At 60.4% G+C, this 23,301-nt stretch carries 21 protein-coding genes; 10 read left to right on the top strand and 11 right to left on the bottom strand.

Features of this window, described 5'->3' with window-relative positions:
* The first annotated feature begins 85 nt into the window (after window positions 1-85).
* Together coaD and AC1RL4_RS05520 are read left to right on the top strand one after the other, a co-directional pair.
* The gene (gene coaD, locus AC1RL4_RS05525; protein WP_007939322.1) at window positions 86-565 is read left to right on the top strand and encodes a pantetheine-phosphate adenylyltransferase; all 480 of its coding nucleotides are present in this window, start codon (window positions 86-88) and stop codon (window positions 563-565) included.
* A gap of 112 nt (window positions 566-677) precedes the next feature.
* Window positions 678-929 (top strand): YfhL family 4Fe-4S dicluster ferredoxin, encoded by a 252-nt coding sequence (locus AC1RL4_RS05520; RefSeq protein ID WP_003195146.1) that lies wholly within the window; start codon window positions 678-680, stop codon window positions 927-929.
* A 57-nt stretch (window positions 930-986) separates the two neighbouring features.
* On the opposite strand, the gene AC1RL4_RS05515 is transcribed toward AC1RL4_RS05520, so the two are convergent.
* Genes AC1RL4_RS05515 through AC1RL4_RS05505 form a run of 3 tightly spaced genes read right to left on the bottom strand, consistent with a single transcriptional unit; the run spans window position 987 to window position 3,020 of the window.
* A complete protein-coding gene (locus tag AC1RL4_RS05515) occupies window positions 987-1,310 on the bottom strand; it encodes a multidrug transporter (RefSeq protein WP_019580596.1) in 324 nt (107 codons plus the stop codon).
* A gap of 54 nt (window positions 1,311-1,364) precedes the next feature.
* Window positions 1,365-2,177, bottom strand: a complete 813-nt coding sequence (gene mutM / locus AC1RL4_RS05510) for a bifunctional DNA-formamidopyrimidine glycosylase/DNA-(apurinic or apyrimidinic site) lyase (RefSeq protein ID WP_018928680.1) — start codon at window positions 2,175-2,177, stop codon at window positions 1,365-1,367.
* A gap of 30 nt (window positions 2,178-2,207) precedes the next feature.
* Complete coding sequence (locus tag AC1RL4_RS05505; RefSeq protein WP_172901221.1) at window positions 2,208-3,020, bottom strand: HDOD domain-containing protein; 813 nt, start codon at window positions 3,018-3,020, stop codon at window positions 2,208-2,210.
* 232 nt (window positions 3,021-3,252) lie between these two features.
* Between AC1RL4_RS05505 and AC1RL4_RS05500 the strand changes: the two genes are divergently transcribed.
* The 5 genes from AC1RL4_RS05500 (at window position 3,253) to ilvD (ending at window position 10,254) form a co-directional block, all read left to right on the top strand.
* Window positions 3,253-4,449 (top strand): class I SAM-dependent rRNA methyltransferase, encoded by a 1,197-nt coding sequence (locus AC1RL4_RS05500; protein ID WP_017341306.1) that lies wholly within the window; start codon window positions 3,253-3,255, stop codon window positions 4,447-4,449.
* A 439-nt stretch (window positions 4,450-4,888) separates the two neighbouring features.
* Window positions 4,889-5,968 carry a SagB family peptide dehydrogenase gene (locus tag AC1RL4_RS05495; RefSeq protein WP_028939087.1) on the top strand — a complete coding sequence of 360 codons (1,080 nt, stop codon included), beginning with the start codon at window positions 4,889-4,891 and terminating at the stop codon, window positions 5,966-5,968.
* Complete coding sequence (locus AC1RL4_RS05490; RefSeq protein ID WP_028939088.1) at window positions 5,965-6,942, top strand: diiron oxygenase; 978 nt, start codon at window positions 5,965-5,967, stop codon at window positions 6,940-6,942. The genes AC1RL4_RS05495 and AC1RL4_RS05490 overlap by 4 nt, the downstream gene beginning before the upstream one ends.
* Window positions 6,935-8,155 (top strand): multidrug effflux MFS transporter, encoded by a 1,221-nt coding sequence (locus AC1RL4_RS05485; protein ID WP_019580592.1) that lies wholly within the window; start codon window positions 6,935-6,937, stop codon window positions 8,153-8,155. Before AC1RL4_RS05490 ends, AC1RL4_RS05485 begins: the two co-directional genes overlap by 8 nt.
* 257 nt (window positions 8,156-8,412) lie before the next feature.
* Entirely contained in the window at window positions 8,413-10,254 is a 1,842-nt protein-coding gene (ilvD, locus tag AC1RL4_RS05480; protein ID WP_018928674.1) for a dihydroxy-acid dehydratase, read from the top strand.
* A 92-nt stretch (window positions 10,255-10,346) separates the two neighbouring features.
* Here the strand turns inward: ilvD and AC1RL4_RS05475 are convergent, their stop codons facing one another.
* Window positions 10,347-11,414, bottom strand: coding sequence for an HAD family hydrolase (locus AC1RL4_RS05475; protein WP_018928673.1), 1,068 nt, complete (start codon window positions 11,412-11,414; stop codon window positions 10,347-10,349).
* Window positions 11,415-11,652: 238 nt separating this feature from the next.
* Between AC1RL4_RS05475 and AC1RL4_RS05470 the strand changes: the two genes are divergently transcribed.
* A complete protein-coding gene (locus AC1RL4_RS05470; RefSeq protein WP_230173284.1) occupies window positions 11,653-13,044 on the top strand; it encodes an L-cystine transporter in 1,392 nt (463 codons plus the stop codon).
* A 44-nt stretch (window positions 13,045-13,088) separates the two neighbouring features.
* Here the strand turns inward: AC1RL4_RS05470 and AC1RL4_RS05465 are convergent, their stop codons facing one another.
* Entirely contained in the window at window positions 13,089-13,601 is a 513-nt protein-coding gene (locus AC1RL4_RS05465; RefSeq protein WP_019580589.1) for a dihydrofolate reductase, read from the bottom strand.
* A 96-nt stretch (window positions 13,602-13,697) separates the two neighbouring features.
* Here AC1RL4_RS05465 and AC1RL4_RS05460 point away from each other — a divergent pair, with 96 nt between their 5' ends.
* A complete protein-coding gene (locus tag AC1RL4_RS05460; protein ID WP_258612801.1) occupies window positions 13,698-15,077 on the top strand; it encodes a DUF2868 domain-containing protein in 1,380 nt (459 codons plus the stop codon).
* Entirely contained in the window at window positions 15,070-16,446 is a 1,377-nt protein-coding gene (locus AC1RL4_RS05455) for a GTPase/DUF3482 domain-containing protein (RefSeq protein WP_096479415.1), read from the top strand. The genes AC1RL4_RS05460 and AC1RL4_RS05455 overlap by 8 nt, the downstream gene beginning before the upstream one ends.
* A gap of 10 nt (window positions 16,447-16,456) precedes the next feature.
* On the opposite strand, the gene AC1RL4_RS05450 is transcribed toward AC1RL4_RS05455, so the two are convergent.
* From AC1RL4_RS05450 to AC1RL4_RS05425, 6 genes are all read right to left on the bottom strand, one after another.
* Window positions 16,457-16,882, bottom strand: a complete 426-nt coding sequence (locus AC1RL4_RS05450) for a hypothetical protein (protein WP_064620988.1) — start codon at window positions 16,880-16,882, stop codon at window positions 16,457-16,459.
* Between the two features lie 144 nt (window positions 16,883-17,026).
* On the bottom strand, window positions 17,027-18,160 hold the full coding sequence (locus tag AC1RL4_RS05445) for a TIGR03364 family FAD-dependent oxidoreductase (protein WP_230173280.1): 1,134 nt from the start codon (window positions 18,158-18,160) through the stop codon (window positions 17,027-17,029).
* Between the two features lie 138 nt (window positions 18,161-18,298).
* Window positions 18,299-19,324, bottom strand: a complete 1,026-nt coding sequence (locus AC1RL4_RS05440) for a putative 2-aminoethylphosphonate ABC transporter substrate-binding protein (protein ID WP_064620991.1) — start codon at window positions 19,322-19,324, stop codon at window positions 18,299-18,301.
* Between the two features lie 32 nt (window positions 19,325-19,356).
* Window positions 19,357-21,081, bottom strand: coding sequence for a putative 2-aminoethylphosphonate ABC transporter permease subunit (locus AC1RL4_RS05435; RefSeq protein WP_230173277.1), 1,725 nt, complete (start codon window positions 21,079-21,081; stop codon window positions 19,357-19,359).
* A complete protein-coding gene (locus tag AC1RL4_RS05430; protein ID WP_230173275.1) occupies window positions 21,081-22,157 on the bottom strand; it encodes a putative 2-aminoethylphosphonate ABC transporter ATP-binding protein in 1,077 nt (358 codons plus the stop codon). Before AC1RL4_RS05430 ends, AC1RL4_RS05435 begins: the two co-directional genes overlap by 1 nt.
* A 275-nt stretch (window positions 22,158-22,432) precedes the next feature.
* On the bottom strand, window positions 22,433-23,296 hold the full coding sequence (locus tag AC1RL4_RS05425) for a LysR family transcriptional regulator (RefSeq protein WP_018928662.1): 864 nt from the start codon (window positions 23,294-23,296) through the stop codon (window positions 22,433-22,435).
* Window positions 23,297-23,301 lie beyond the last annotated feature (5 nt).

Below are 23,301 nucleotides of genomic sequence, written 5' to 3'. Positions count from 1 at the left end.
CTTTCTTACCCAACAGGCGACTTGGCCGACCGGGAAGGCTGCGATACCATCCGACTCCCCAACGGACTCCCGCCAGGACGACGCGATGAACCGAGTGTTGTACCCAGGTACCTTCGACCCTATTACCAAGGGCCATGGCGATCTGGTCGAACGCGCCTCGCGCCTGTTCGATCACGTGATCATCGCCGTCGCCGCCAGCCCGAAGAAAAACCCGCTGTTTCCCTTGGAACAACGTGTGGAGCTGGCCCGCGAGGTCACCAAACATTTGCCGAACGTTGAAGTCGTCGGCTTCTCGACGCTGCTCGCGCATTTCGCCAAAGAGCAGAACGCCAATGTGTTCCTGCGTGGTTTGCGCGCGGTGTCGGACTTCGAATATGAATTCCAGCTGGCCAATATGAACCGCCAACTGGCACCGGATGTGGAAAGCCTGTTTCTTACCCCGTCCGAGCGTTATTCGTTCATTTCCTCGACACTGGTCCGTGAAATCGCGGCCCTGGGCGGCGATATCACCAAGTTCGTCCACCCGGTGGTGGCCGACGCCCTCACCGAACGCTTCAAAAAGTAGGCGCTGCCGAAGCTGCACTTGATCGCGCCCGCGTGCACTGCGGGCGCCAATGCGGCACAATTGTGCGCATTGGTTTATTGCGCCAGGGCCTGCCGCCCCGGCTGGAGTTAGCATGTCCCTGATCATCACCGACGATTGCATCAACTGCGACGTCTGCGAACCCGAGTGCCCGAACGCCGCCATTTCCCAGGGCGAAGAGATCTACGTGATCGACCCGAACCTGTGCACGCAATGTGTCGGCCACTACGACGAACCGCAGTGCCAGCAGGTCTGCCCTGTGGATTGCATTCCGCTGGACGAGGCCCATCCGGAAACTGAAGAACAGTTGATGGAGAAGTACCGGAAGATTACCGGTAAGGCTTGAAAGCCTGGAAAGATCGTCCGAAGGCTCGAGCGGCGTTCGGACGATCTTTTTTATGCCTCACTCCCGCTGCTCAAACCCTTCCCCGACGCACCCCAGACACCGCACAAACGCCGCTTTCGCCGGGTCGACCACCAGCGCCTGCCCTGCATCGCCAATGCCGCCGCCCAGCGCGGTAAATGGCAGCGACACCACAAACGCCCCAGCACCGATCACTGTCGCCACCACCAGCAACGGTCGGGCAATCAGCAGATCGCCAAGCATGGCGTAGGCCGGTGGATTCTGGATGGTGTAACGCGGGTCGCCGCTGCCGTTCTCAGTAGCCAGCGCGGGCGCAGCGACGCTCAGCAGCAGCGTGACGACAAGGGTTCGAAACAGATTCATGGCACGGTCCTTCGGCTAGGCAGTGAGAACACTGACTATAGACCGTAGCCGATATCAGCTCTGACAGCGCGGACAAAAGACGCTGGCGCGCTGCCCGAGTTTGACTTCCCGCAGCCCCGTGCCACAGACCTTGCAGTGTTCACCACCACGGCCGTATACGAACAGCTCCTGCTGGAAGTACCCCGGCTGGCCGTCGCCGCCGATAAAGTCCCGCAACGTGGTACCGCCCCGTTCGATGGCGAGCGCCAGGATGCGCTTGATCTCGATCGCCAGCTTCAAATAACGCCCCCGGGAAATGCTCTTGGCCTCGCGGCGCGGGTCGATGCCGGCAGCAAACAGCGCTTCGGTTGCGTAGATATTGCCGACGCCAACCACCACCGCGTTATCCATGATGAACGGCTTGACCGCCATGGATCGCCCACGGGACAGCTGGAACAGACGCTCGCCATCGAACAGATCGGTCAACGGCTCCGGCCCCAGGCGAACCAGCAGTTCGTGATTCAGCGGGTCGAGACTCCAGAGCATCGCCCCGAACCGACGCGGGTCGGTGTAACGCAGGGCCAGGCCCGATTCCAGCTCGATGTCCACATGCTCATGCTTGGCCGCCGGCAAGCCGGCTTCCACCAGCCGCAGATTCCCCGACATGCCCAAATGGCTGATCAACGTGCCGACTTCGGCATTGATCAGTAAATACTTGGCCCGCCGTTCCACCAGCACGATGCGCTGGCCCGACAGCCGCACATCCAGGTCTTCGGGGATCGGCCAGCGCAGACGGCGCTCACGCACGATCACCCGGCTGACGCGCTGGCCTTCCAGGTGCGGTGCAATTCCGCGGCGGGTGGTTTCGACTTCCGGCAGTTCTGGCATGAGGCTCTCGAATCAGGCGAGGTTCGACACTCAACGTGTGGCGAGGTCGCGAATTTCTTGTTTCTGGGTTTCGAAATCGTATTCCGATAGACCGATGTAATCGAGCACCAGATGCCCGACATTGTTCCATTCGTGGTCTTCAGACTGGTTGCCCAGCACCCGATAGGAGGCACAAATGTGCTCGGCCATCTTCAGGATTGCCAGCAGGTTTTTCAGCGGTGTATTGCGGCACGACTCATCGCTGAAAATGGCCAGGGCATTGTGATGGTTGGCAATGGCCTGGGTGACATGTTCCGGCAGACGCCAGGACTTGGCGGTGTAATACCCGACCACGGCGTGGTTGGTGTTGTATTGCTTGTTCTCGGTATCCACCACGCGGCATTCGGCGCTGGCGTTGGCATAGGCCTGTTCCAGCACTTTCATGTAATCGGGGAATTTCTTGAGCATCAGCGGAATGCCGCAATCGTGGAACAGGCCCAGCGCATAAGCTTCATCGCCGGCCTGGACACCGACGCGCTTGGCCAGGCTCAGGCAGGTCATCGCCACGTCCTGCGCCGTGTCCCAGAAACGGTTGAGGGTGACGATGGTCTCGTCGTTCAGCTCACCCTTGATCGACTGCGCGTTGATCAGGTTGATGATCGAACGGCTGCCCAACAGGTTTACTGCTCGCTGGATCGCAGTGATCTTGTTGCTCAAGCCGTAATACGGCGAGTTGACAATTTTCAGCAAGGCACCGGATAGGCCCGGGTCCTGGGAGATCAGCTTGGCGATCACCTCCAGGTCCGGGTCGGGCATATATTGCTCCATCTGCAGATCCACCATGATCTGCGGCTGGGCCGGCACACTGATGCCTTGCAGGGACTGTTGAATCTGTTCAGAAGACAGCTCTTGGGACATAAGTACGCACTCCGGGTCAGGCAGGGATTCTACCCCTTAAAAAGATCGATCCGACAGCCAGTCAAACTCAATCCATACGTGTGCGGGCCCGCGATGGCGTCATGCGCGTTTCATCGTCCGTCAAACCCGCCACTCCCTCAACACGCTATACTCCCGCTCTTTTTTCCGGAGCGACGTCATGTCCCTGCCTAGCCTGCGCCTCAAAGCCAACGCCGACCGACGCCTGCGCAACGGTCACTTGTGGGTCTACAGCAACGAAATCGATGTAGCCGCCACCCCATTGCACGGCTTCAAGGCTGGCGATCAGGCGATCCTCGAAGCCGCCGGCGGCAAGCCGCTGGGCATCGTTGCCATGAGCCCGAACAATCTGATCTGCGCCCGCCTGCTGTCGCGCGACATCAAGTTGCCGTTGGACAAGTCGCTGCTGGTGCATCGCCTGAACGTCGCCCTGTCGCTGCGCGATCGCCTGTTCGACAAGCCGTTCTATCGTCTGGTCTACGGCGACTCCGACCTGCTGCCAGGCCTGGTGGTCGACCGTTTCGGCGACATCCTGGTGGTCCAGATCGCTTCGGCGACCATGGAAGCTCACAAAGATGACGTGATCGCGGCGCTGACCCAAGTGCTCAAGCCAAGCGGCATCCTGTTCAAGAACGACTCCGCAGCCCGTGACGCCGAAGGCCTCAACCGTTACGTCGAAACCGTGTTCGGCCTGGTGCCGGAGTGGGTGGCGCTGGAAGAGAACGGCGTGAAGTTCGAAGCGCCGGTCATCCAGGGCCAGAAAACCGGCTGGTTCTATGACCACCGCATGAACCGCGCGCGTCTGGCACCTTATGCCAAAGGTAAACGCGTGCTGGACTTGTACAGCTACATCGGTGGCTGGGGCGTGCAAGCAGCCGCCTTCGGCGCCAGTGAAGTGTTCTGCGTCGATGCGTCGGCCTTCGCCCTCGACGGCGTCGAGCGCAACGCTGCACTGAACGGTTTCGCCGAAAAAATGACCTGCATTGAAGGCGACGTGTTCGAAGCCCTCAAAGAGCTGAAAGCCAGCGAAGAGCGTTTCGACGTCATCGTGGCCGACCCTCCTGCATTCATCAAACGCAAGAAAGACATGAAAAACGGTGAAGGTGCCTACCGTCGCCTGAACGAACAAGCCATGCGCCTGCTCAGCAAGGACGGCATCCTGGTCAGCGCGTCGTGCTCGATGCACCTGCCGGAAGACGATCTGCAGAACATCCTGCTGACCAGCGCCCGTCACCTGGACCGCAACATCCAGATGCTGGAGCGCGGCGGACAAGGCCCGGATCACCCGGTTCACCCAGCCATTGCCGAAACCCGCTACATCAAGAGCATTACCTGCCGTCTGCTGCCAAACAGCTGAGTACGCCGGTTTGACGGGGAGCCGACAGGCTCTCCGTCAGCCATTCTGACGCCGCGACATCTCCTCTCCCACCCCATCGTCTTACTCTTGCAGTCCTACAGACTTGCAGGAAGTTTCCCTGCACATTTGATTTGAAAGAATATAACTTACAAATTTTCTCCAACCCCAAGACCGCTCCGACAAAATTACTGGAATATTCCTACTTGATCTCCCCTTGATAAGAGCCCATTAAAGCCTATGATTGAGTTGTCACCTCGGAGTGACACTCACTATCAAATGACAAGGAGTCAACAACATGAAAGCAATTACTCTGGAAGCTAACAAAATCGCCAACCTGGCTTTTCTGGTTGCACCAAAAGCCCGCTAAGTAAATGAGACGCTGGGGAGTGCCGGCTACCCAGCGTGTTCTATGGCACCCGTCCAGAGCGAACCGCCCACCATGCAGATAAACCCATATCTATTCATACTTCCTCGCACGCCCGGCCAAATAGTCTGGGATTACAAAAATCACAAACAGTTTGAATTAAGTCTTGAATACTCAAGCAGACTTACGCAACTAATCAACAACCCCGAACTGTATAACGACAGCAACATAGTTGACACTCAACTCCTGAACGCAGGAATACTGACAACATCAATACAAGGCACTGTTGAATGGGGTTGGGATGAACTGTCGAAGATATTCCATATCGGTACCAAAAACATCCCCTGCGAACATGTCCCTCAGGATATTCATGAATGGTCTAGACACTACCTGGACCATTGCACCGAAGTGCTGGCCGCTCCTGCGCCGAGCAACCGGCCCACAGAACGCCAGGCGCGGGAGCTGATTGACCTGCCAAAGCCTTCCTGCCTGCCGAAAGGGTCTCTTGCCGACGTCCTGATCGGCCGAAAAACCTGCCGCACCTTCACGGATGCAGCGGTTTCACTGGAAGCTATCGGCACGCTGCTTTACCTGTCCCTTGGCTACTTGCATGAGCGCGAAAACGATGTCGACGAAACCCTTGTCGAAGGTCTCGATGCCCGGCGCAGCAGCCCATCCGGTGGCGGGCTGAATGCCTGCGAAGGCTTTCTACATGTACACAACGTCAGCGGCCTGAAACCCGGGCTCTACGCCTATCACCCCACCGACCACGCCTTGAGTTTCGTCAACCCGACACCTGACTCGCCACTGGGGCAGTTGCTGTGTGGGCAGCACTTCATCAACAACCTGCCCGTGGGCCTGTTCATCACCAGTCGGTTCGACAAGCTGTGGTGGAAATATGAACACTCGCGAGCCTATCGAATGGCCTTCGTGGAAGCGGGGCATATCTCGCAAACATTCCAACTGGTGGCCACTGCACTGGGGTTGAACACCTGGCTGACGGGGGCACTGGCCGATGATCAGGTCGAGGTCTTGCTGGGGATCGAGGACAGCGCGGAACAACCTTTGTTTTTTGTCGGCTGTGGCTACAGCGACGGACAAGTGATGTGCAAGGAATTGAAAGATCTTCTGAGCCGTCGGGAGCCGCAACAATGACCACTCCCATCGTTGCCCCGTTGGAGCAGCCCGTATCCTGGGCTCATCGTTACACCCTGGGCGACTGGAATACCCGTGCGTCAGTGCGCACCAGCGAACACGACTATCTATTACCGCCAGACCTGGAACAGCAACTGGAAACGCGCCACTGGTTTCCTCCAGGCTTCCTGGCTTACCTGACTCACCCGGCCATCCAGGCGGCAGGTCAAACCGTCATCCATCGGTTGTCGGCCAATCATCTGGTGTACTTCCTCGACTACACCACCTTGCTTGAGCACCGCATCGTCAACCGCTCCGTGGAAACCATCATCCATGATGAACTGAACGTCCACATTCCCGCACGAATGAAGACCGCCGCGCTTCAGCTTTATACCGACGAGGGTTATCACGCCCTGTTTTCCAACAGCCTTGCCGAGCAAGTTGCCAGTTTCTACGGGATCAGCCGACGTCCGGTCATGCCCCACCGCATCATGCGATTGAACGCCCTGCTTGACGGCGCCCCTGAAAGATACAGGGCGCTGGCCTGGTTTCTCGTCGGGTTCGTGTCGGAGACGATCATTGCCAAGGAACTGCTCGATGTCTGCCGTAACGACCTGGTCTCCAGCGTCCAGGCAATGCTCAGGGATCATCTGGCGGACGAGGCGCGCCATAGTCGCTATTTCTCTGAAGTGTTCCATTACCTGTGGCTGACGCTGAACAGCCCTCAACGCACGTTTGTCGCCAAAGCGCTGCTGGACATCATCCGGATGTTCTTCGAAGCCGATGAGCGATGGATGCGCGAAAGCCTGCTCAGCGCGGGTCTTGGCGAGACCACCATCACGGAAATTCTTGGCGGACTGACCAGCCCCCAAGCCACCCATCAACGGGTGCGATCCGGTGCTGGCGCAACGCTTCAGGCGTTAAAAAAGGCTGGTTTCTTCGACCTGCCCTCCAACCAGCAACTGTTCATGAAGGCAGGGCTTATCGATGGCTGAAGGACAATCCGCGGCGACCGTCAAACAACGTCGGGGGGCGGTCAGCCTGTTGTTGGCCATGGTGCTGCTTGGCGTGTTCCCGCTGGATGTCCTGCTACCCTCTTTCCCGGCGCTCGCCGAACACTTTCGCAGTACGCCCGCCGATATTACGCTGTCGATCAGTCTGTTTGCCGTCGGCATAGCGGGCTCTCAACTGCTGATCGGGCCGCTGTCGGATGTGATCGGGCGCAAAGGACTGTTGCTCGCTGGAATAACCATCTCGATGCTGGGTGCGGTGGGCTGCACGCTGACCACGGACTATGTTCACTTCCTGTTGTTCCGTGTGATTCAGGCACTCGGCTGCGGGTGTTTCGTGCTGTCACAAGCATTGATCCAGGACCTGTTCGAGGGCGAGGAGCGTGACCGGTTGCGGATCCTGATGGTGACTGCCACCGGCGTTTTCATCTCGGTCTCACCTTTGGCCGGCACGTTCCTGCAAGCCACGCTGGGCTGGCAGGGCAGCTTTGTGGTGTTTATCGCACTGGCTGGAATAGTGCTGCTCAAGGCCTGTTTTTTTCTCGAAAACACTCGGCCTGCGGCAACCGGGGCGCTATCGAATATCTTCCAGCCCTACCGCCGGGTCTTGTGCGATGTCGACTTTCTGTCCTACTGGCTGATTTCCGCCTTTGCTTTCGCCTGCCATTTTTCCTTCATAGTGATTTCGCCGCTGATTTTCATGGATCAACTCCAGCTGTCGGCCTATGACTTCTCGCTGATCCTGCTGGTCTATGGCGGCGCCTACATTGTCGGCGGCACGGTTGCGACGCTGCTGGGTAAACGTATCAGTCCCGGTCATCAAGTCATCAGCGGGCTATGCCTGATCCTGCTGTCCGGCCTGATCATGCTTTACCTCTCAAGCCACTTTACGCTATCCCCGTTTACCGTCCTGGTACCGATGCTCATCTGTACTGCCGGCACTACCATCGCCCGACCGGCCGCCACGTCCAAAGCCATGAGCCTGTTCCCTGAAAATGCGGGAACTTCGGCGTCGGCCGGCAGTACGGTGATTTTCATCTGTGGCGGGTTGATCAGTGCGCTCATCAGCCTGAGCCCGGCCAACCTGCAATCCACGCTGGGATACAGCTTTATCATCCTGAGCAGCGTGGCGCTGGTACTCAACAGTCGTATCCATAGCCGAGCCAAAAGCCCGGGAGCCAGCCCAAGCGTCGAATAATCCTGCCAGTCGTCATCCCACACGCCCCGTCAGCACTGGATCAACGTTTTCCGGCATTCCCTCCTGACGCCAGCGGTGTAGAATCGCGAGATTCATCGCCAGTCATCCCCCGGCGGGTTTATGAGCTCAAGCTGAAGCGCGCGGCGATCCCGCAAAGTTATCGGCAACTTCCGGACACACGGCCATTTCTGAGTGTTCCAGACGTCAATAGAAGCTCACTTCCCTTTTGATACCTGATTTGCCGCCCGGAGTGCTCCATGCCTGATTACCGCTCGAAAACATCCACCCACGGCCGCAACATGGCCGGTGCTCGCGCACTGTGGCGCGCCACGGGGATGAAAGATGACGACTTCAAGAAGCCGATCATCGCCATTGCCAACTCCTTTACCCAGTTCGTACCGGGCCATGTGCACCTGAAGGATCTGGGTCAACTGGTCGCTCGTGAAATCGAACGGGCCGGCGGCGTAGCCAAAGAATTCAACACCATCGCCGTGGATGACGGCATCGCCATGGGCCACGACGGCATGCTCTATTCGCTGCCGAGCCGCGAGATCATCGCCGACTCCGTCGAATACATGGTCAACGCCCACTGCGCCGACGCCATTGTCTGCATTTCCAACTGCGACAAGATCACCCCTGGCATGCTGATGGCCGCCTTGCGCCTGAACATCCCGGTGATCTTCGTGTCCGGCGGCCCGATGGAAGCCGGCAAGACCAAACTGGCCAGCCACGGTCTCGACCTGGTCGACGCCATGGTGATCGCCGCCGACTCCAGCGCCTCTGACGAGAAGGTCGCCGAGTACGAGCGCAGCGCCTGCCCTACTTGCGGCTCCTGCTCCGGCATGTTCACCGCCAACTCGATGAACTGCCTGACCGAAGCCCTGGGTCTCGCATTGCCGGGCAACGGTTCGACCCTGGCCACCCACAGCGACCGCGAACAGCTGTTCCTGCAAGCCGGCCGCACCATCGTCGAGCTGTGCAAGCGTTACTACGGCGAGAACGACGAGTCGGTGTTGCCGCGCAACATCGCCAACTTCAAGGCGTTCGAAAACGCCATGACCCTGGACATCGCCATGGGCGGTTCCACCAACACCATCCTGCACTTGCTGGCCGCGGCCCAGGAAGCCGAGATCGATTTCGACCTGCGCGACATCGACCGCCTCTCCCGCCATGTACCGCAACTGTGCAAGGTCGCGCCGAACATCCAGAAGTACCACATGGAAGACGTGCACCGCGCCGGCGGGATCTTCAGCATCCTCGGCTCCCTGGCCCGTGGCGGCCTGTTGCACACCGACCTGCCGACCGTACACAGCAAGACCATGGCCGAAGGTATCGCCAAGTGGGACATCACCCAGACCAACGACGAAGCGGTGCATCACTTCTTCAAGGCTGGCCCTGCGGGCATCCCGACGCAAACCGCGTTCAGCCAGTCGACCCGCTGGGAAACCCTGGACGACGACCGTGAAAACGGCTGCATCCGCAGTGTCGAACACGCTTACTCGAAAGAAGGCGGCCTGGCCGTTCTGTACGGCAACATCGCGCTGGACGGTTGCGTGGTGAAAACCGCCGGTGTCGACGAGTCGATCCACGTCTTCGAAGGCAACGCGAAGATCTTCGAGAGCCAGGACAGCGCCGTACGCGGCATCCTCGCCGACGAAGTGAAGGCTGGCGACATCGTGATCATTCGTTACGAAGGCCCGAAAGGCGGCCCGGGCATGCAGGAAATGCTCTACCCGACCTCTTACCTGAAATCCAAAGGCCTGGGCAAAGCCTGCGCCCTGCTGACCGACGGCCGTTTCTCCGGCGGCACTTCGGGCCTGTCCATCGGCCACGCTTCGCCAGAAGCCGCTGCCGGTGGCGCGATCGGTCTGGTGCAGGACGGCGACAAGGTCCTGATCGACATTCCGAACCGCTCGATCAACCTGTTGGTCAGCGACGAAGAACTGGCCGCGCGCCGGGTCGAGCAGGACAAGAAAGGCTGGAAGCCGGTGGAAAAGCGTCCACGTAAAGTGACCACCGCTCTAAAAGCCTATGCCCTGTTGGCGACCAGCGCCGACAAGGGTGCCGTGCGTAACAAAGCGATGCTCGACGGGCTGTAATACTTAACCGTCGAACAAAAAAATGCCCCGCCAAGTGCGGGGCATTTTTTTTGATCGTTCCCACGCAGAGCGTGGGAACGAGATCACAGCGCTTATTGAATCTCTTCCGGCTTGACGATCACCCAGTTCTTGTCCGCCGTCACCGCCAACCCTTCTTTCGCCTGGGCCGCTGCGTGCTTGGCCATCATGCCGTTAATCTGGGTCATGTACTTGTCTTTGCGGTTGACCCACAAATGGATGCCGCCCTTGGACACGTCGACGCTGTGGAACAGCATGTAACCGTCGCTGCTCGGCGTATCACCACCCACCAGGACCGGTTTTTTCCATTCATCGATGTAGGTCAGGATCGCCGCTTGCTTGCCGGCCATCCAGGTTGCCGGAGTCCACAGGTACGGGGTCAACTCGAGGCCAAGGTTGGCCTTCTCGTCATACTTGCCCGCAGTGATCTGCTTACGCGCCGTGGTCAGTTCACCAGTCTTGCGGTCCTTGAGCATCGTGGTCACACCGATCACGTTCTGCGGTTTGACGTTGTAGCCGTACTTCGGATCGGCAGCGACCATGCGCACCAATTCTTCGGAGGCAGCGGTCATCACGTAGACCTCGATGCCATTTTCCATCAGCTTGTTGTAGAGCTCGGCCTGGCCGGTGAAGACTTTCGGCGGCTGGACGTCGATGGTCTTGACCACATCGCCGTCGTAATAAGTGCTCGGCACCGGTTTGCCAGACGCCATCAGCTCATCGACGTAGCCCTTGAGCTCTTGAAGCGTGAAGCCGGAAAACACTTGGGCGACCCATGGATAGCAGACCATGTCGTCGATTTCGCAGAGACGATAGTAGTAGCTGAACAGGCTCTCCTTGTGGTCGGCGGTGTCTTTGAACGGGATCAGTTTCAGCGAGGGGTCGAGGCTCTCGCGGGTGATCAGGCCCTTGTTTTCCATGAACGGCAACAATGACTCTTCGAGGTCGTAGCGGTAACTGGTGTTATCCATGTCGAACACCGCGAAGTTACCCTTGTTGGCATTGGCCGCGATCATCGCGTCCAGCGCCTTGGCCTGATCCGCTGGCCAGTGCTTCAGGTCGGTAGCGAACGCCTGGCCGGCAAGGCCAAGACTCAAACCCAATCCAAGTGCAGCAGCAAGAAATTTCGGTGCAAGCTTCATCGGCGTTTCTCCCCGGTTCAAAGAAATCGACGCTAACAAATAAGTGTGACAGTCCTCGCCTGCCCGCGACCGCTTGCATCCTGATTCCGTCAGCGGCATTCCTTATAGCGGCATTGGCTTATTCCAAAAACGACAGTTGACCGCTGTTTTTGATATTAAATTATTACATATCAAGCTGTTAGGCTTACCGGTTCGCAGTCACACACGAAGGTGGCTGGCACAAGTCTATGGAGCCTCTATGAATCTGCCGCTGATTCTCAATCTGCTGGTGTTCCTCGCCTTGCTCTTTGGCCTGGCGCAAACCCGTCACACCACCTGGAGCCTGGCGAAAAAGGTGTTGCTGGCGCTGGTGCTGGGCGTGGTATTCGGTATCGCCCTGCACACGATTTATGGTGCGGGCAACCCGGTGTTGAAAGCTTCGATCGGTTGGTTCGATCTGGTGGGCAACGGTTACGTGCAGTTGCTGCAGATGATCGTGATCCCGCTGGTGTTCGCCTCGATCCTCAGTGCCGTGGCCCGTCTGCACAACGCTTCGTCGCTGGGCAAGATCAGCTTCCTGACCATCGGCACGCTGCTGTTCACCACCGCCATCGCGGCGCTGATCGGTATCGGCCTGACCAACCTGTTCGACCTCACCGCCGAAGGTCTGGTCGCCGGCACCCAGGAAATGGCTCGTCTGCAAACCATCCAGACCGACTATGCGGGCAAGGTCGCCGACCTGAATGTGCCGCAACTGTTGTTGTCGTTCATCCCGCAGAACCCGTTCGCCGACCTCGCTCGCGCCAAACCGACGTCGATCATCAGTGTGGTGATCTTCGCCGCATTCCTTGGGGTCGCGGCGCTGCAACTGCTCAAGGATGATGTCGAGAAAGGTCAGAAAGTGATCAACGCCATCGACACCCTGCAAGCCTGGGTGATGCGTCTGGTGCGCCTGGTGATGAAGCTGACCCCATACGGCGTGTTGGCGCTGATGACCAAAGTGGTCGCCGGCTCCAACCTGCAAGACATCATCAAGCTCGGCAGTTTCGTGGTGGTGTCGTACATCGGCCTGGGCCTGATGTTTGTGATCCATGGCGTGCTGGTGTCGGCCGCCGGGATCAACCCGTTGCGCTTCTTCCGCAAGATCTGGCCAGTGCTGACGTTCGCCTTCACCAGCCGCTCCAGCGCCGCCACCATTCCGCTGAGCATCGAAGCCCAGACCAGCCGTTTGGGTATTCCACAGTCCATCGCCAGTTTCGCTGCCTCGTTTGGCGCGACCATTGGCCAGAACGGCTGTGCCGGTCTGTACCCGGCAATGCTGGCGGTGATGGTTGCGCCAACCGTGGGCATCAACCCGCTGGACCCTTTGTGGATCGCGACGTTGGTGGCGATTGTGACGCTGAGTTCGGCCGGGGTGGCCGGGGTTGGTGGCGGTGCAACCTTCGCCGCGCTGATCGTGTTGCCGGCCATGGGTTTGCCGGTGTCACTGGTGGCGTTGCTGATTTCCGTTGAACCGCTGATCGACATGGGTCGCACGGCGTTGAACGTCAGTGGCTCGATCACCGCTGGGGCGATCACCAGCCAGATCATGCAGCAGACGGATAAAGCGCTGTTGGACGCAGATGAGCATGGGGCGTTGGCTCAGGCTTGATTGGCGCCTGATGGGTCGCTATCGCGGGCTTGCCCGCGATGCGCTCAGGCCTTCTCCCAAACCTCAAAGCTATACGCCGGTTTGTCGCCTTCTGCCGGATTCGGAACATTCGACACCCGCTCCCAATGGACCGGGCCAAACTCTGGAAACCAAGCATCGCCCTCTGGGCTCAGCGCAACGCGAGTCAAATACAGACGATCTGCATACCCCAAAGCTTGCGCATACAACTGCGCCCCCCCAATCAACATCAGCTCATCGACGCCCTGTTCCAGCGCCCACTCTTCAGCCCGACCCACCGCAGCTTCCAGCGACGGGAATACCTCCGCACCTTCCAGCTTCAGATCCGCCTGACGGCTGACCACAATGTTCAACCGCCCCGGCAACGGACGGCCAAGAGAATCCCAGGTTTTGCGCCCCATGATGATCGGCTTACCTAGGGTTTTAGCCTTGAAATACTTGAAATCCCCCGGCAAGTGCCAGGGCATGCTGTTGTTGACGCCGATCACACGGTTTTCACCGAGGGCCGCGATCAAACTGAGGGGAAGAGTTTTTTTCATGCTGGCGAGGATACCAGAGGCTCAACATCTCGCAACGTACCCCGACCAGCGTCACAACAGTTATGCTCATCGCTCAATGAAGCGACGGGATGCCGCGTGACTGAACTGACGCCCCTGCAAAACCTCTGGCTGAGCGAAACCATACGCCTGCGTGAAGAACACGCCGGCCCCCTGGATGATCTGGAAGCCAACCGAGTCGCCCGTAGCGCCGGCGGCGACCTGCCGACGCGCATTCAATGCCGCGCCCGGTGGCTGGCCGAGCGCGACGGGCAGACCCGCGCCCTCAAACACTGGCTGCAAGGCGCGCGACTGGCGTTGATCGTGCTCGCCGTGCTGGCCGTGATCAGTGGCGCCGGCCTGGCGTTTGCCGCGCTGGGCGACGGCCAGACCCCGGTCAATGTGTTTTGGGCCTTGGGCAGCCTGCTGGGGCTGAACCTGATTCTGCTGTTGAGCTGGGCCCTGGGCCTGGTGTTCGCCGGCGAACAGAGCGCCGCCCTCGGACGCTTGTGGTTGTGGCTCAGTGAAAAACTCGCCCGCGATGCCAACGCCGCGCAACTGGCGCCAGCCCTGCTGCTGTTACTGCAACGGCAGAAACTCAATCGGTGGGCGCTGGGTGTGCTGGTCAACGGCTTGTGGTTGTTGGCGATGCTCAGTGCCTTGGTGATGCTGCTGACGCTGATGGCGACCCGGCGCTATGGCTTCGTCTGGGAGACCACCATTCTCGGCGCCGACACCTTCGTCGCCATGACCCAGGCCCTCGGCGCCCTGCCGGCCTTGCTCGGTTTCAGTGTGCCCAGCGTGGAGATGATCCGCGCCAGCGGCGATGCCGCGCTGAACATCGAAAGCGCCCGCCAGGCCTGGGCGGCGTGGCTGGTGGGCGTGCTGCTGGTGTACGGCGTGTTACCGCGTTTGCTGCTCGCATTGTTCTGCCGGTGGCGCTGGAAAACCGGCCAGGCAACCTTGCATCTGGACTTGAACCTGCCCGGTTACGCCCAACTGCGCGAACGGCTCATGCCCACCAGCGAACGCCTGGGTATTAGCGATGCCGCGCCTGAGCAACTTCACCGGGTTGAAAACGCGGCCAGCGACCTGCAAAGCGATGGCGCACTGTTGGTGGCCATCGAGCTGGACGATCAACGCCCCTGGCCACCGCAGCTGCCGAAAAGCGTCAACGACGCCGGCATCCTCGACAGCCGCGAATCCCGGCACAAACTGCTTGAACAGCTGAGTCGCTTTCCCCCGGCCCGCCTGGCCATCGCCTGCGATCCACGGCGTTCGCCGGACCGTGGCAGCCTCGCGCTGATTGCCGAACTGGCTCGCAGCGCCACCGCCACCCGCGTGTGGTTGCTGCAAGCGCCGCCCGGCGAAGCGCTGGATGCCGAACGCCTGGGCGACTGGCACGTTGCGCTGCAACAACTGGACTTGCCATTCGCCGATTGCGCGCCGTTGAGCTGGCTGGAGACGGGTCATGACTGATGCCTGGAAACGGCCATTGAAACTCGCCGTGGTCGGCCACACCAACGTCGGCAAAACCTCGTTACTGCGAACGCTGACGCGGGATGTCGGCTTCGGCGAAGTCTCCCATCGCCCCAGCACCACGCGCCACGTCGAAGGCGCGCGATTGTCGGTAGACGGCGAGCCGTTGCTCGATCTGTTCGACACGCCGGGCCTGGAAGATGCCATCGCCCTGCTCGACTACCTCGAGCGCCTGGAGCGACCCGGTGAACGCCTCGACGGCCCGGCGCGGCTGGCGCGCTTCCTTGAGGGCAGCGAAGCCCGGCAGCGCTTCGAACAGGAAGCCAAGGTGTTGCGACAATTGCTCGCCTCCGACGCCGGCCTCTATGTGATCGACGCTCGGGAGCCAGTGCTGGCCAAGTACCGCGACGAACTGCAAGTGCTGGCCAGTTGCGGCAAACCGCTGCTGCCAGTGCTGAATTTTGTCAGCAGCGCCCAGCAGCGCGAACCGGATTGGCGTGAAGCCCTGGCGCGGTTGGGCTTGCATGCCTTGGTGCGGTTCGACAGCGTCGCGCCGCCGGAAGATGGCGAACGCCGACTGTATGAAAGCCTCGCGCTGCTGCTGGAAAACTCCCGCGAACAATTGGAACGCCTGATCGCCGATCAGCAGGCCCAACGCCTGGCCCGTCAGCAGAGTGCAGCGCAGTTGATTGCCGACTTATTGATCGATTGCGCCGCCTGCCGCCGCAGTGTCGCCAGCGAGGCGGAGCAGGAACAGCAAGCGATCAGCGAACTGCGCAAAGCGGTGCGTCAGCGTGAACAACGTTGCGTCGAAGCCTTGCTCAAGCTCTACGCCTTCCGCCCACAGGACGCGGCGGCCAGTGACCTGCCGCTGCTCGATGGTCGCTGGGGCGATGACCTGTTCAACCCGGAAACCCTGAAACAACTCGGTGTACGGGTCGGCGGTGGCATCGCGGCTGGCGCGGCGGCCGGGGCCGGCGTCGATTTGCTGGTGGGCGGCCTGACCCTCGGCGCGGCGGCACTGGCCGGAGCGATTGCCGGCGGCGCCCTGCAAACCGCCCGCAGTTACGGCAGCCGCCTGCTGGGCAAGATCAAGGGCCAGCGAGAACTGACTGTCGACGACAGCGTGCTGCGGTTGTTGGCCCTGCGTCAGCGACAACTGTTGCAAGCCCTGAACCAGCGCGGGCACGCGGCGATGGACAGCATTCAGGTCGCCACACCACAGGACAAAACCTGGCGCGAAGGCAAACTGCCGGAAGCGCTGAACAAGGCTCGGGCACATCCGCAGTGGTCGTCGCTCAATCCTCATTCGAAGGTGAATCAGGCGGAGCGGCAGGAGCAGGTTGAGGTGTTGGCGCAGCAGCTCTAACCAACGATCGTCAGCGCCAATCCAGTTTCAGAAACTCTTTGGCCAATGCCTTCACACGGCTACGATCGGTCCTGTTCGCTCGCCCGTCATTGTCCACATCCGAGCTCAACACCCACTCAAAAACCCCATCGTTATCCAGATCGCGGACCGCAGCCTTGTAGGCAATCCTCGGTCCGTCATGAAAATGCAGTCGTACCGTCTCAGGCGTACCGTCAGCGGATGGATTCTGCGAGAAGATGCGCAAGTGCCGCTCCTCAGCTTCATCCGCGTTATACCAGGCGCATTTCAAGTACGTTTTGCCAAACGACTTGAGCTGTTGACGATCCGCGTCCGTCGCCTCGCGCTGCAACTGTTCACCTTCAAAGAACTGGAAAACGACGGTATCTGCTGAGCCCTTCCCGCTTCGATCCTGTGCAATCACTTTCAAAAAATGCATCCATGCGCTCCTTTGCGAAAAGGCCAGATTGATGCTTCGACGCGCGTTGATCCATAAACCGATTCCCTATCGTGTGTCAGACAACTCAGCGCAGAGCGCCAGACAACAGACCCACGGCCTTGCGCTTCAAGGCCTTGAGGTCCTTCAACTGCCTCCCAATAAAGTGGCCACGTTACGTTCGGCCATCGCCGGCCCGACGCTCATACCGACACCGGAGTGCATCAGCGCCACGCTCACACCCGGCATCGGCCGCAGAAAGGAGAACGGGCCAGGGCCGCGTGAACCGTAAACACCCTGCCAGCGCTCGACCACTTGCACTTTGCAGCCCAACGTCTGCTCGGCCAGTTCGAGCATCCAGTCGTCCACCTGTTCGGCATTGAACGGTGATGGATCGCTGCCGTAATGGTGGGAGTCGCCGATGATCAACTCACCATACGGTGTCGGGCTGATCAGCAGGTGAATGCCGTTTTCATGCAGATGGGGCGCCTCGCGCAGAATTTGCGCCTGTACCGCCGCAGCTTCCGGCAGATCGGCGAAGGCGCCGTAGTGCACGCAACTCAGACCGGTGAGCAGTGCGTGTTGCAGGTTGAGGTTGATCTGCGGCCGGGCACGGAGCATTTGCAGGCGGCAGATTTGCGGGTTGAGTTCGGCAATCGGCTCGGCCAGCAAGGTTTGATAATCGTGGCCGGAGCAAACGATGATCTGCTCGGCGCTGAAGGTGCCGGCTGTGCTGTGCAAGCGGCCCGACTCAATGTCGCGCACCAGGGTGGAGAAGTGAAACTCGACGCCCAACTCGCGATGCAGATAGTCAATCAACGCAGGAATCGCTTCACGGGAATACAGCTGTTGGTCATCCATGCCGTGCAACGCGGCGCGGTGATGGCTGAATTGACCGCCGTATAAATCCCGCAATGGGTTGCCGCGCAACAGCTCGACACGGTAACCGTGCTCCACGGCACGCCCAGCGCAGAAGGCTTCCAGCAGGTGTTCTTCCGCTTCGGTACGCGCGAACAGGTACGAGCCGTTGCGCTTGAGGTGCAGGCCGGCAAGTTCTGCCCATTGGCCCCAGATGTCGCGGCTGGCCCTGGCCAATTCGAGCATCGGCCCTGGTGGCTGGCCGGTGACCAATGCCTGGCCGAAGTTGCGTACCGAAGCGCCCAACGGCGTGGCGCTGCGTTCAAAGACTTTGACCTTTAGGCCGCGCCTGGCGGCGGCATAGGCGTGGGACAGGCCGAGAATGCCGGCGCCTACGATCAGCATGTCGCTGTGTTGTGTCATGAAGATAATCCCGCTTTTTGTGGCGAAGAAGCTTGCTCCCGCTAGGGCGCGTAGCGGCCCCCCCTCTCTATCTGAAAAGAAGGGGCCTGCTGCGCAGTCCAGCGGGAGCAAGCTCCCTCGCCACAAGGTGTGAGTCAGTTACTTGGCAGCCACTTTCTCGGACTTGCCGTCATAGCGCTTGCGCCATTCGGTGAGGATCTCGTCGCGATTCTTCGAGGCCCAGGCAAAGTCGTTCTTGATCAGGCGCTGCTCATAGTCCGCCGGCAATTCGGTCTGTGGCTTGGCGATACCCGGTTGTGCGAGTACCGCGAAGTTCTCTTTATAAAGCTCCATCGCCGCCGGGCTTGCAGAGAAGTCGGCCAGTTTCTTCGCTGCTTCTTCATGCGCGGTGCCTTTGATCACGGCAGTCGCTTCGATCTCCCAGCCCAGGCCTTCTTTCGGCAGGATGATGTCCAGCGGCGCGCCTTGGCGCTTCAGTTGAACAGCCGGGTATTCGAAGGAAATACCGATCGGGAATTCACCGGCAGCGGCGAGCTTGCACGGCTTGGAACCGGAGTGAACGTACTGGCCGATGTTCTGGTGCAGGTCGTCCATGTACTGCCAGCCCTGCTTCTCGCCGAAGGTTTGCAGCCAGGCGCTGACGTCGAGGAAACCGGTGCCGGACGAGGCCGGGTTGGGCATGACGATCTTGCCTTTGTACTCAGGCTTCGTCAGGTCCTGCCAGCTGACCGGTTTGCTCAGCCCCTGCTTTTCGGCTTCGACAGTGTTGAAGCAAATGGTCGCCGCCCACACGTCCATGCCGACCCAGGCCGGTGGGTTGGCGGCATCACGGTAGTTACCGCCGATCTTGCCCAGGTCTTTCGGCGCGTAGCTTTGCAGCATACCTTGCTGATCGAGGATCGCCAGGCTCGACGCCGCCAGGCCCCACACCGCATCGGCTTGCGGACGGGCTTTTTCGGCCAGTAGCTTGGCGGTGATGATGCCGGTGGAGTCGCGCACCCACTTGATCTCGACGTCCGGGTTGGCCTTCTCGAAGGCTTCTTTGTAGGTCTTCAGTTGTTCGGCTTCGAGGGCGGTGTACACCGTCAACTCGGTTTTCGCAGCGAAGGCGTTCAGGCTGAAAGCGGTGAGGACAGCAGCGGCCAGGGCCAAGGGCTTGAACATGGTGCAATTCCTGTGTGAGTTGAAGGTGTGAATCAAAGACCGGGTGCGGTCTGCCGCCAGGCCTGGGAGCGGCGCAATAAACCGCGCGAGGCCCAGGCCAGCAGCAGGGACACGCCCGCCGAGGTGAACAGAATCAGGGTCGACATCGCCGCCGCACCGCCGACGTTGCCGGCGTCGTCCATGTTCAGCACCGCCACCGCCGCGAGGATGGTGTCGGGGCTGTAGAGGAAGATTGCCGCCGAAACGGTGGTCATGGCCGAGACGAACAGGTAGCGCACGATGTCCAGCAACGCCGGCAGGCAGATCGGCACGGTGACTCGCAGGTAATGCCGATACAGCGGCGCCTTGAGCGACAGCGCGGCGGCTTCGAACTCGGCGTCGAGCTGGCGCAGCGCGGTGGTGGCGGTCATTTGCGCGGTGGTCAAATAGTGAGCAATGGTGCAAACCACCAGCAGCGTCATGCTGCCGTAGAGCACATGCAGCGGATTGCCGCTGAGGTTGAAGAAGAAGACGTAACCCAGGCCCAGCACCAGACCCGGCACCGCCATCGGTACGAAACTGAGCATGCGCAGTGTCAGATTCAGGCCGCGCTGGCCACGGGTTTTCTCCATCAGGTAGGCACCGGTGAAGATCAGCACGCTGCCGATCAACGCCGTGCACAGCGCCATCTTCACGCTGTTGCCGTAGGCCAGCCAGCCACCGCCCGCGGTGTCGTTGAACTGGTAATGGTTGAGCGACAGCGACAGGTTGTACGGCCAGAACTTCACCAGCGACGAGTACACCGCCATGCCGAACACCAGCAGCAACACCGCGCAGATCAGCAGCACGATGGCCAGATAACAACCGTCGCGCAGCCTCGACGGCATTGGCTGAAAGACTTGCGCCCGACCACTCATGGAATCGCCATGACGCCGACGCAGCCAGGCGTCGACACCAAAGCTGAACAGCGCCGGCAGCAGCAGAACCATGCCGATCAGTGCGCCGCGACCGAATTGTTGCTGGCCGACCACCGCTTTGTAGGCTTCCAGCGCCAACACCTGATAGTCGCCACCCACCACCACAGGCACACCGAAGTCAGTGATGGTCAGGGTGAACACCAGACAGAACGCCGCGAATACCGCCTGACGCGTCGCCGGCCAAGTGATGCTGCGAAAGGCTTTCGCCGGGCTCGCGCCCATGCTGGAGGCGGCATCGAATAGTCGCGCATCCGCCAGGGACAGCGCTGACAGCAAAATCATCAAGGCGTGTGGGAAGGTGTAGATGACCTCGCCGAGCACAATGCCCCAGAAACCGTAGATGTTGTCCGAGAGCAGACCGCGCAACAGGCCCTGATTGCCGAACAGATAAACCAGCGCAATCCCCGGCAACATCGACGGCGCCATCAACGGCAGCAGCGACATGCCGCGCCAGATACCTTTGCCAGGAATCAACGTGCGTTGCAGGGCGTAGGCAAACAGGTAGGCCAACGGTACGACAATCGCCGCCACGCTGAGGGAAACCTTCAGGCTGTTACCGAGCAACCAATGGAAATTCGCGCTGGTCAGCAATTCACCGGCAGCCACCAGACCACCGCCCTGCCCGGCCTGCGAACTGAACCCGCGCCAGAAGATCGCCAGCAACGGCATCAACACCGCCACGCCGAGCATCACCAACAACAGCAGCTTGCCGCCGACCACGAACAGCCGGTCGCCGATCTCGGCACGGGAGGTCTGCCGAACCTGCTTGTGCGGTATCGGCAGCGCGACGTTCGCGTTCATCAGGCAAACACCTGCAGGCTGCGCGGCGGCAAGGCGACCATGATCTGTTGCGCACCGAGACGCGGCATCGCTTCCGGCGCCAGTTCCGCCAGCAATGCATGACCCGGCAGCTGATCGAGTTCGAAACTCATGCGGCAACGATTGCCGAGGAAAGTGATCTCGCGAATCTTGGCCGGGAACAGGTTTTCTTCATGCACCAGCGGGTTGACGTTGATCGCCTCGGGACGGCAGAACAAACGGCCCGACGCGGTTTTCGCACTACCATCGGCCAGGCGCATGTGCATCCCGCCGACCAGGGCATGACTGTCGCTGCTACGGCGGAACGGCAGCCAGTTGCCCTGACCGACGAACTCCGCCACAAACGGTGTGGCCGGGCGGTCGTAGATGTCCTGCGGTGTGGCGTACTGCTCGACCTTGCCGTTGTTCATCACGGCGATGCGATCGGCCATCAGCATGGCTTCGTCCTGATTGTGGGTGACCATCAGGGTGGTGATGCCGAGGTTGCGCTGCAATTGGCGCAACTCGGTGCACAGATGCTCGCGGACCCGGGCGTCGAGCGCCGACATCGGTTCATCCAGCAGCAACAAGGAAGGGGCCGGTGCCAGAGCCCGGGCCAGCGCTACGCGTTGCTGCTGACCGCCGGACAACTGGCCGGGGTATTTTTTCTCGCTGCCGGTGAGGCCGACCAGTTCCAGCATCTGACCGACGCGCTGGCGCACTTGATCGCGACCGCTGCCGGCGAGGCCGTAGGCGATGTTCGCTTCGACGGTGAGATTGGGGAACAACGCGTAGGACTGGAAGAGAATGCCGTAGTCCCGGGCCTGAGGCGCCAGGTGGGAAACGTCGCGATCGCCGAGGTACAACTCGCCGCTGTCCTGGCGCTCAAGGCCGGCGATGCAGCGCAGCAGGGTGGTCTTGCCGCAACCCGACGGCCCCAGCAGACACACCAGTTCACCGGCTGCCACGTCGAGGGAAACGTTATCCAGCGCGGTGAACGCACCGAAGCGTTTCTGCACGCCGCGCACTTTCATCGGCGCGCCGGGGTTGGTCAGGGCAGTTGCGATCGAGTGGTTCATGGACAGGCCTCATCAAGCAGATGAGGGTCATCCTAGGTTTGCAATGCGTCCGTCATGTGGCAACGAGGCAAAAACGGCCGATAGTGGTATTCGGGGATTTGGGTTGGAAAAAATCCACGATCTTATGCCGGATGAATTGTGGCGAGGGGGCTTGCCCCCGTTGGGTCGCGGAGCGCCCCCAAAACCTGCGATCGTGTTTCGCCAGACATACCGCATTCAATGATTTTACGACTGCTGCGCAGCCGAACGGGGGCAAGCTCCCTCGCCACAGGGATCTACGCGGGGGCCATTTCCTGCGCCAACCCCAGAAATGCCGCCGGCAGCCGGGCGCCTTTTCGTTCCTTGAGGCAGTACAGGTACTCAGGAATCTGCGGCGCATTCTCGAGGGTCAGCACCCGCAATTGCGGATCGTGCGGCACTTCCTGCCGGGCGATGATGCTGATGCCGATGTTGCGCAACACCGCTTCACGAATCGACTCGCGGCTGCCAATCTCCAGCAGCGGCCCGAAACTCACCCCGGCACTGGCCAGCAACTCTTCGGTCAAGCGCCGGGTGGTCGAGCCCGACTCGCGCATCAACAAGGTATGCCCCGCCAGCGCGCTGAGCGGCACATGGTCATGCACCGCCAGCGGATGATTGCGATGCACCGCCAACACCAGCGGATCGCTGCCGAGCACCCGGCGGATCAGCCGCGCATCGTCGAGCAACTGCGAGGACGCGGCAACATCGACCCGGTAATCCTCCAGCGCTTCGAGCACCTGCTGAGAGTTGCCGATTTCCACCGACACCTCCACCTGCGGCAAGCGTTCGCGAAAGGTCTTCACCAGATCAAGGATGTAATACGGCGCCGTGGCAGCGATGCGCAACGTGCCCTGGACCTGACCGCTGTTACGCAGGAAGAACTCGATATCGGCTTCCTGCTGCAGCAGTGCCTTGACCATCGGCAACAGCCGCGCACCTTCGTCGCTGACGCTGAGGCGGCGGCCGCCACGGTAGAACAGCTCAACCGAATACTGGCTTTCCAGATGCCGGATCTGGGTCGTCACCGTCGGTTGGCTCAGGCCGAGCTTTTTCGCCGCCAGGGTAATGCTGCCCAGCCGGGCCACCATGTAAAACGCCTTCAGCTCGGCACTCAGCACACCCG

It is taken from the genome of Pseudomonas sp. GW822-FHT07A10, from assembly GCF_058798795.1.
Note: the sequence above shows the minus strand (reverse complement) of the source record. Positions and strands in the feature narration are given on the sequence as shown.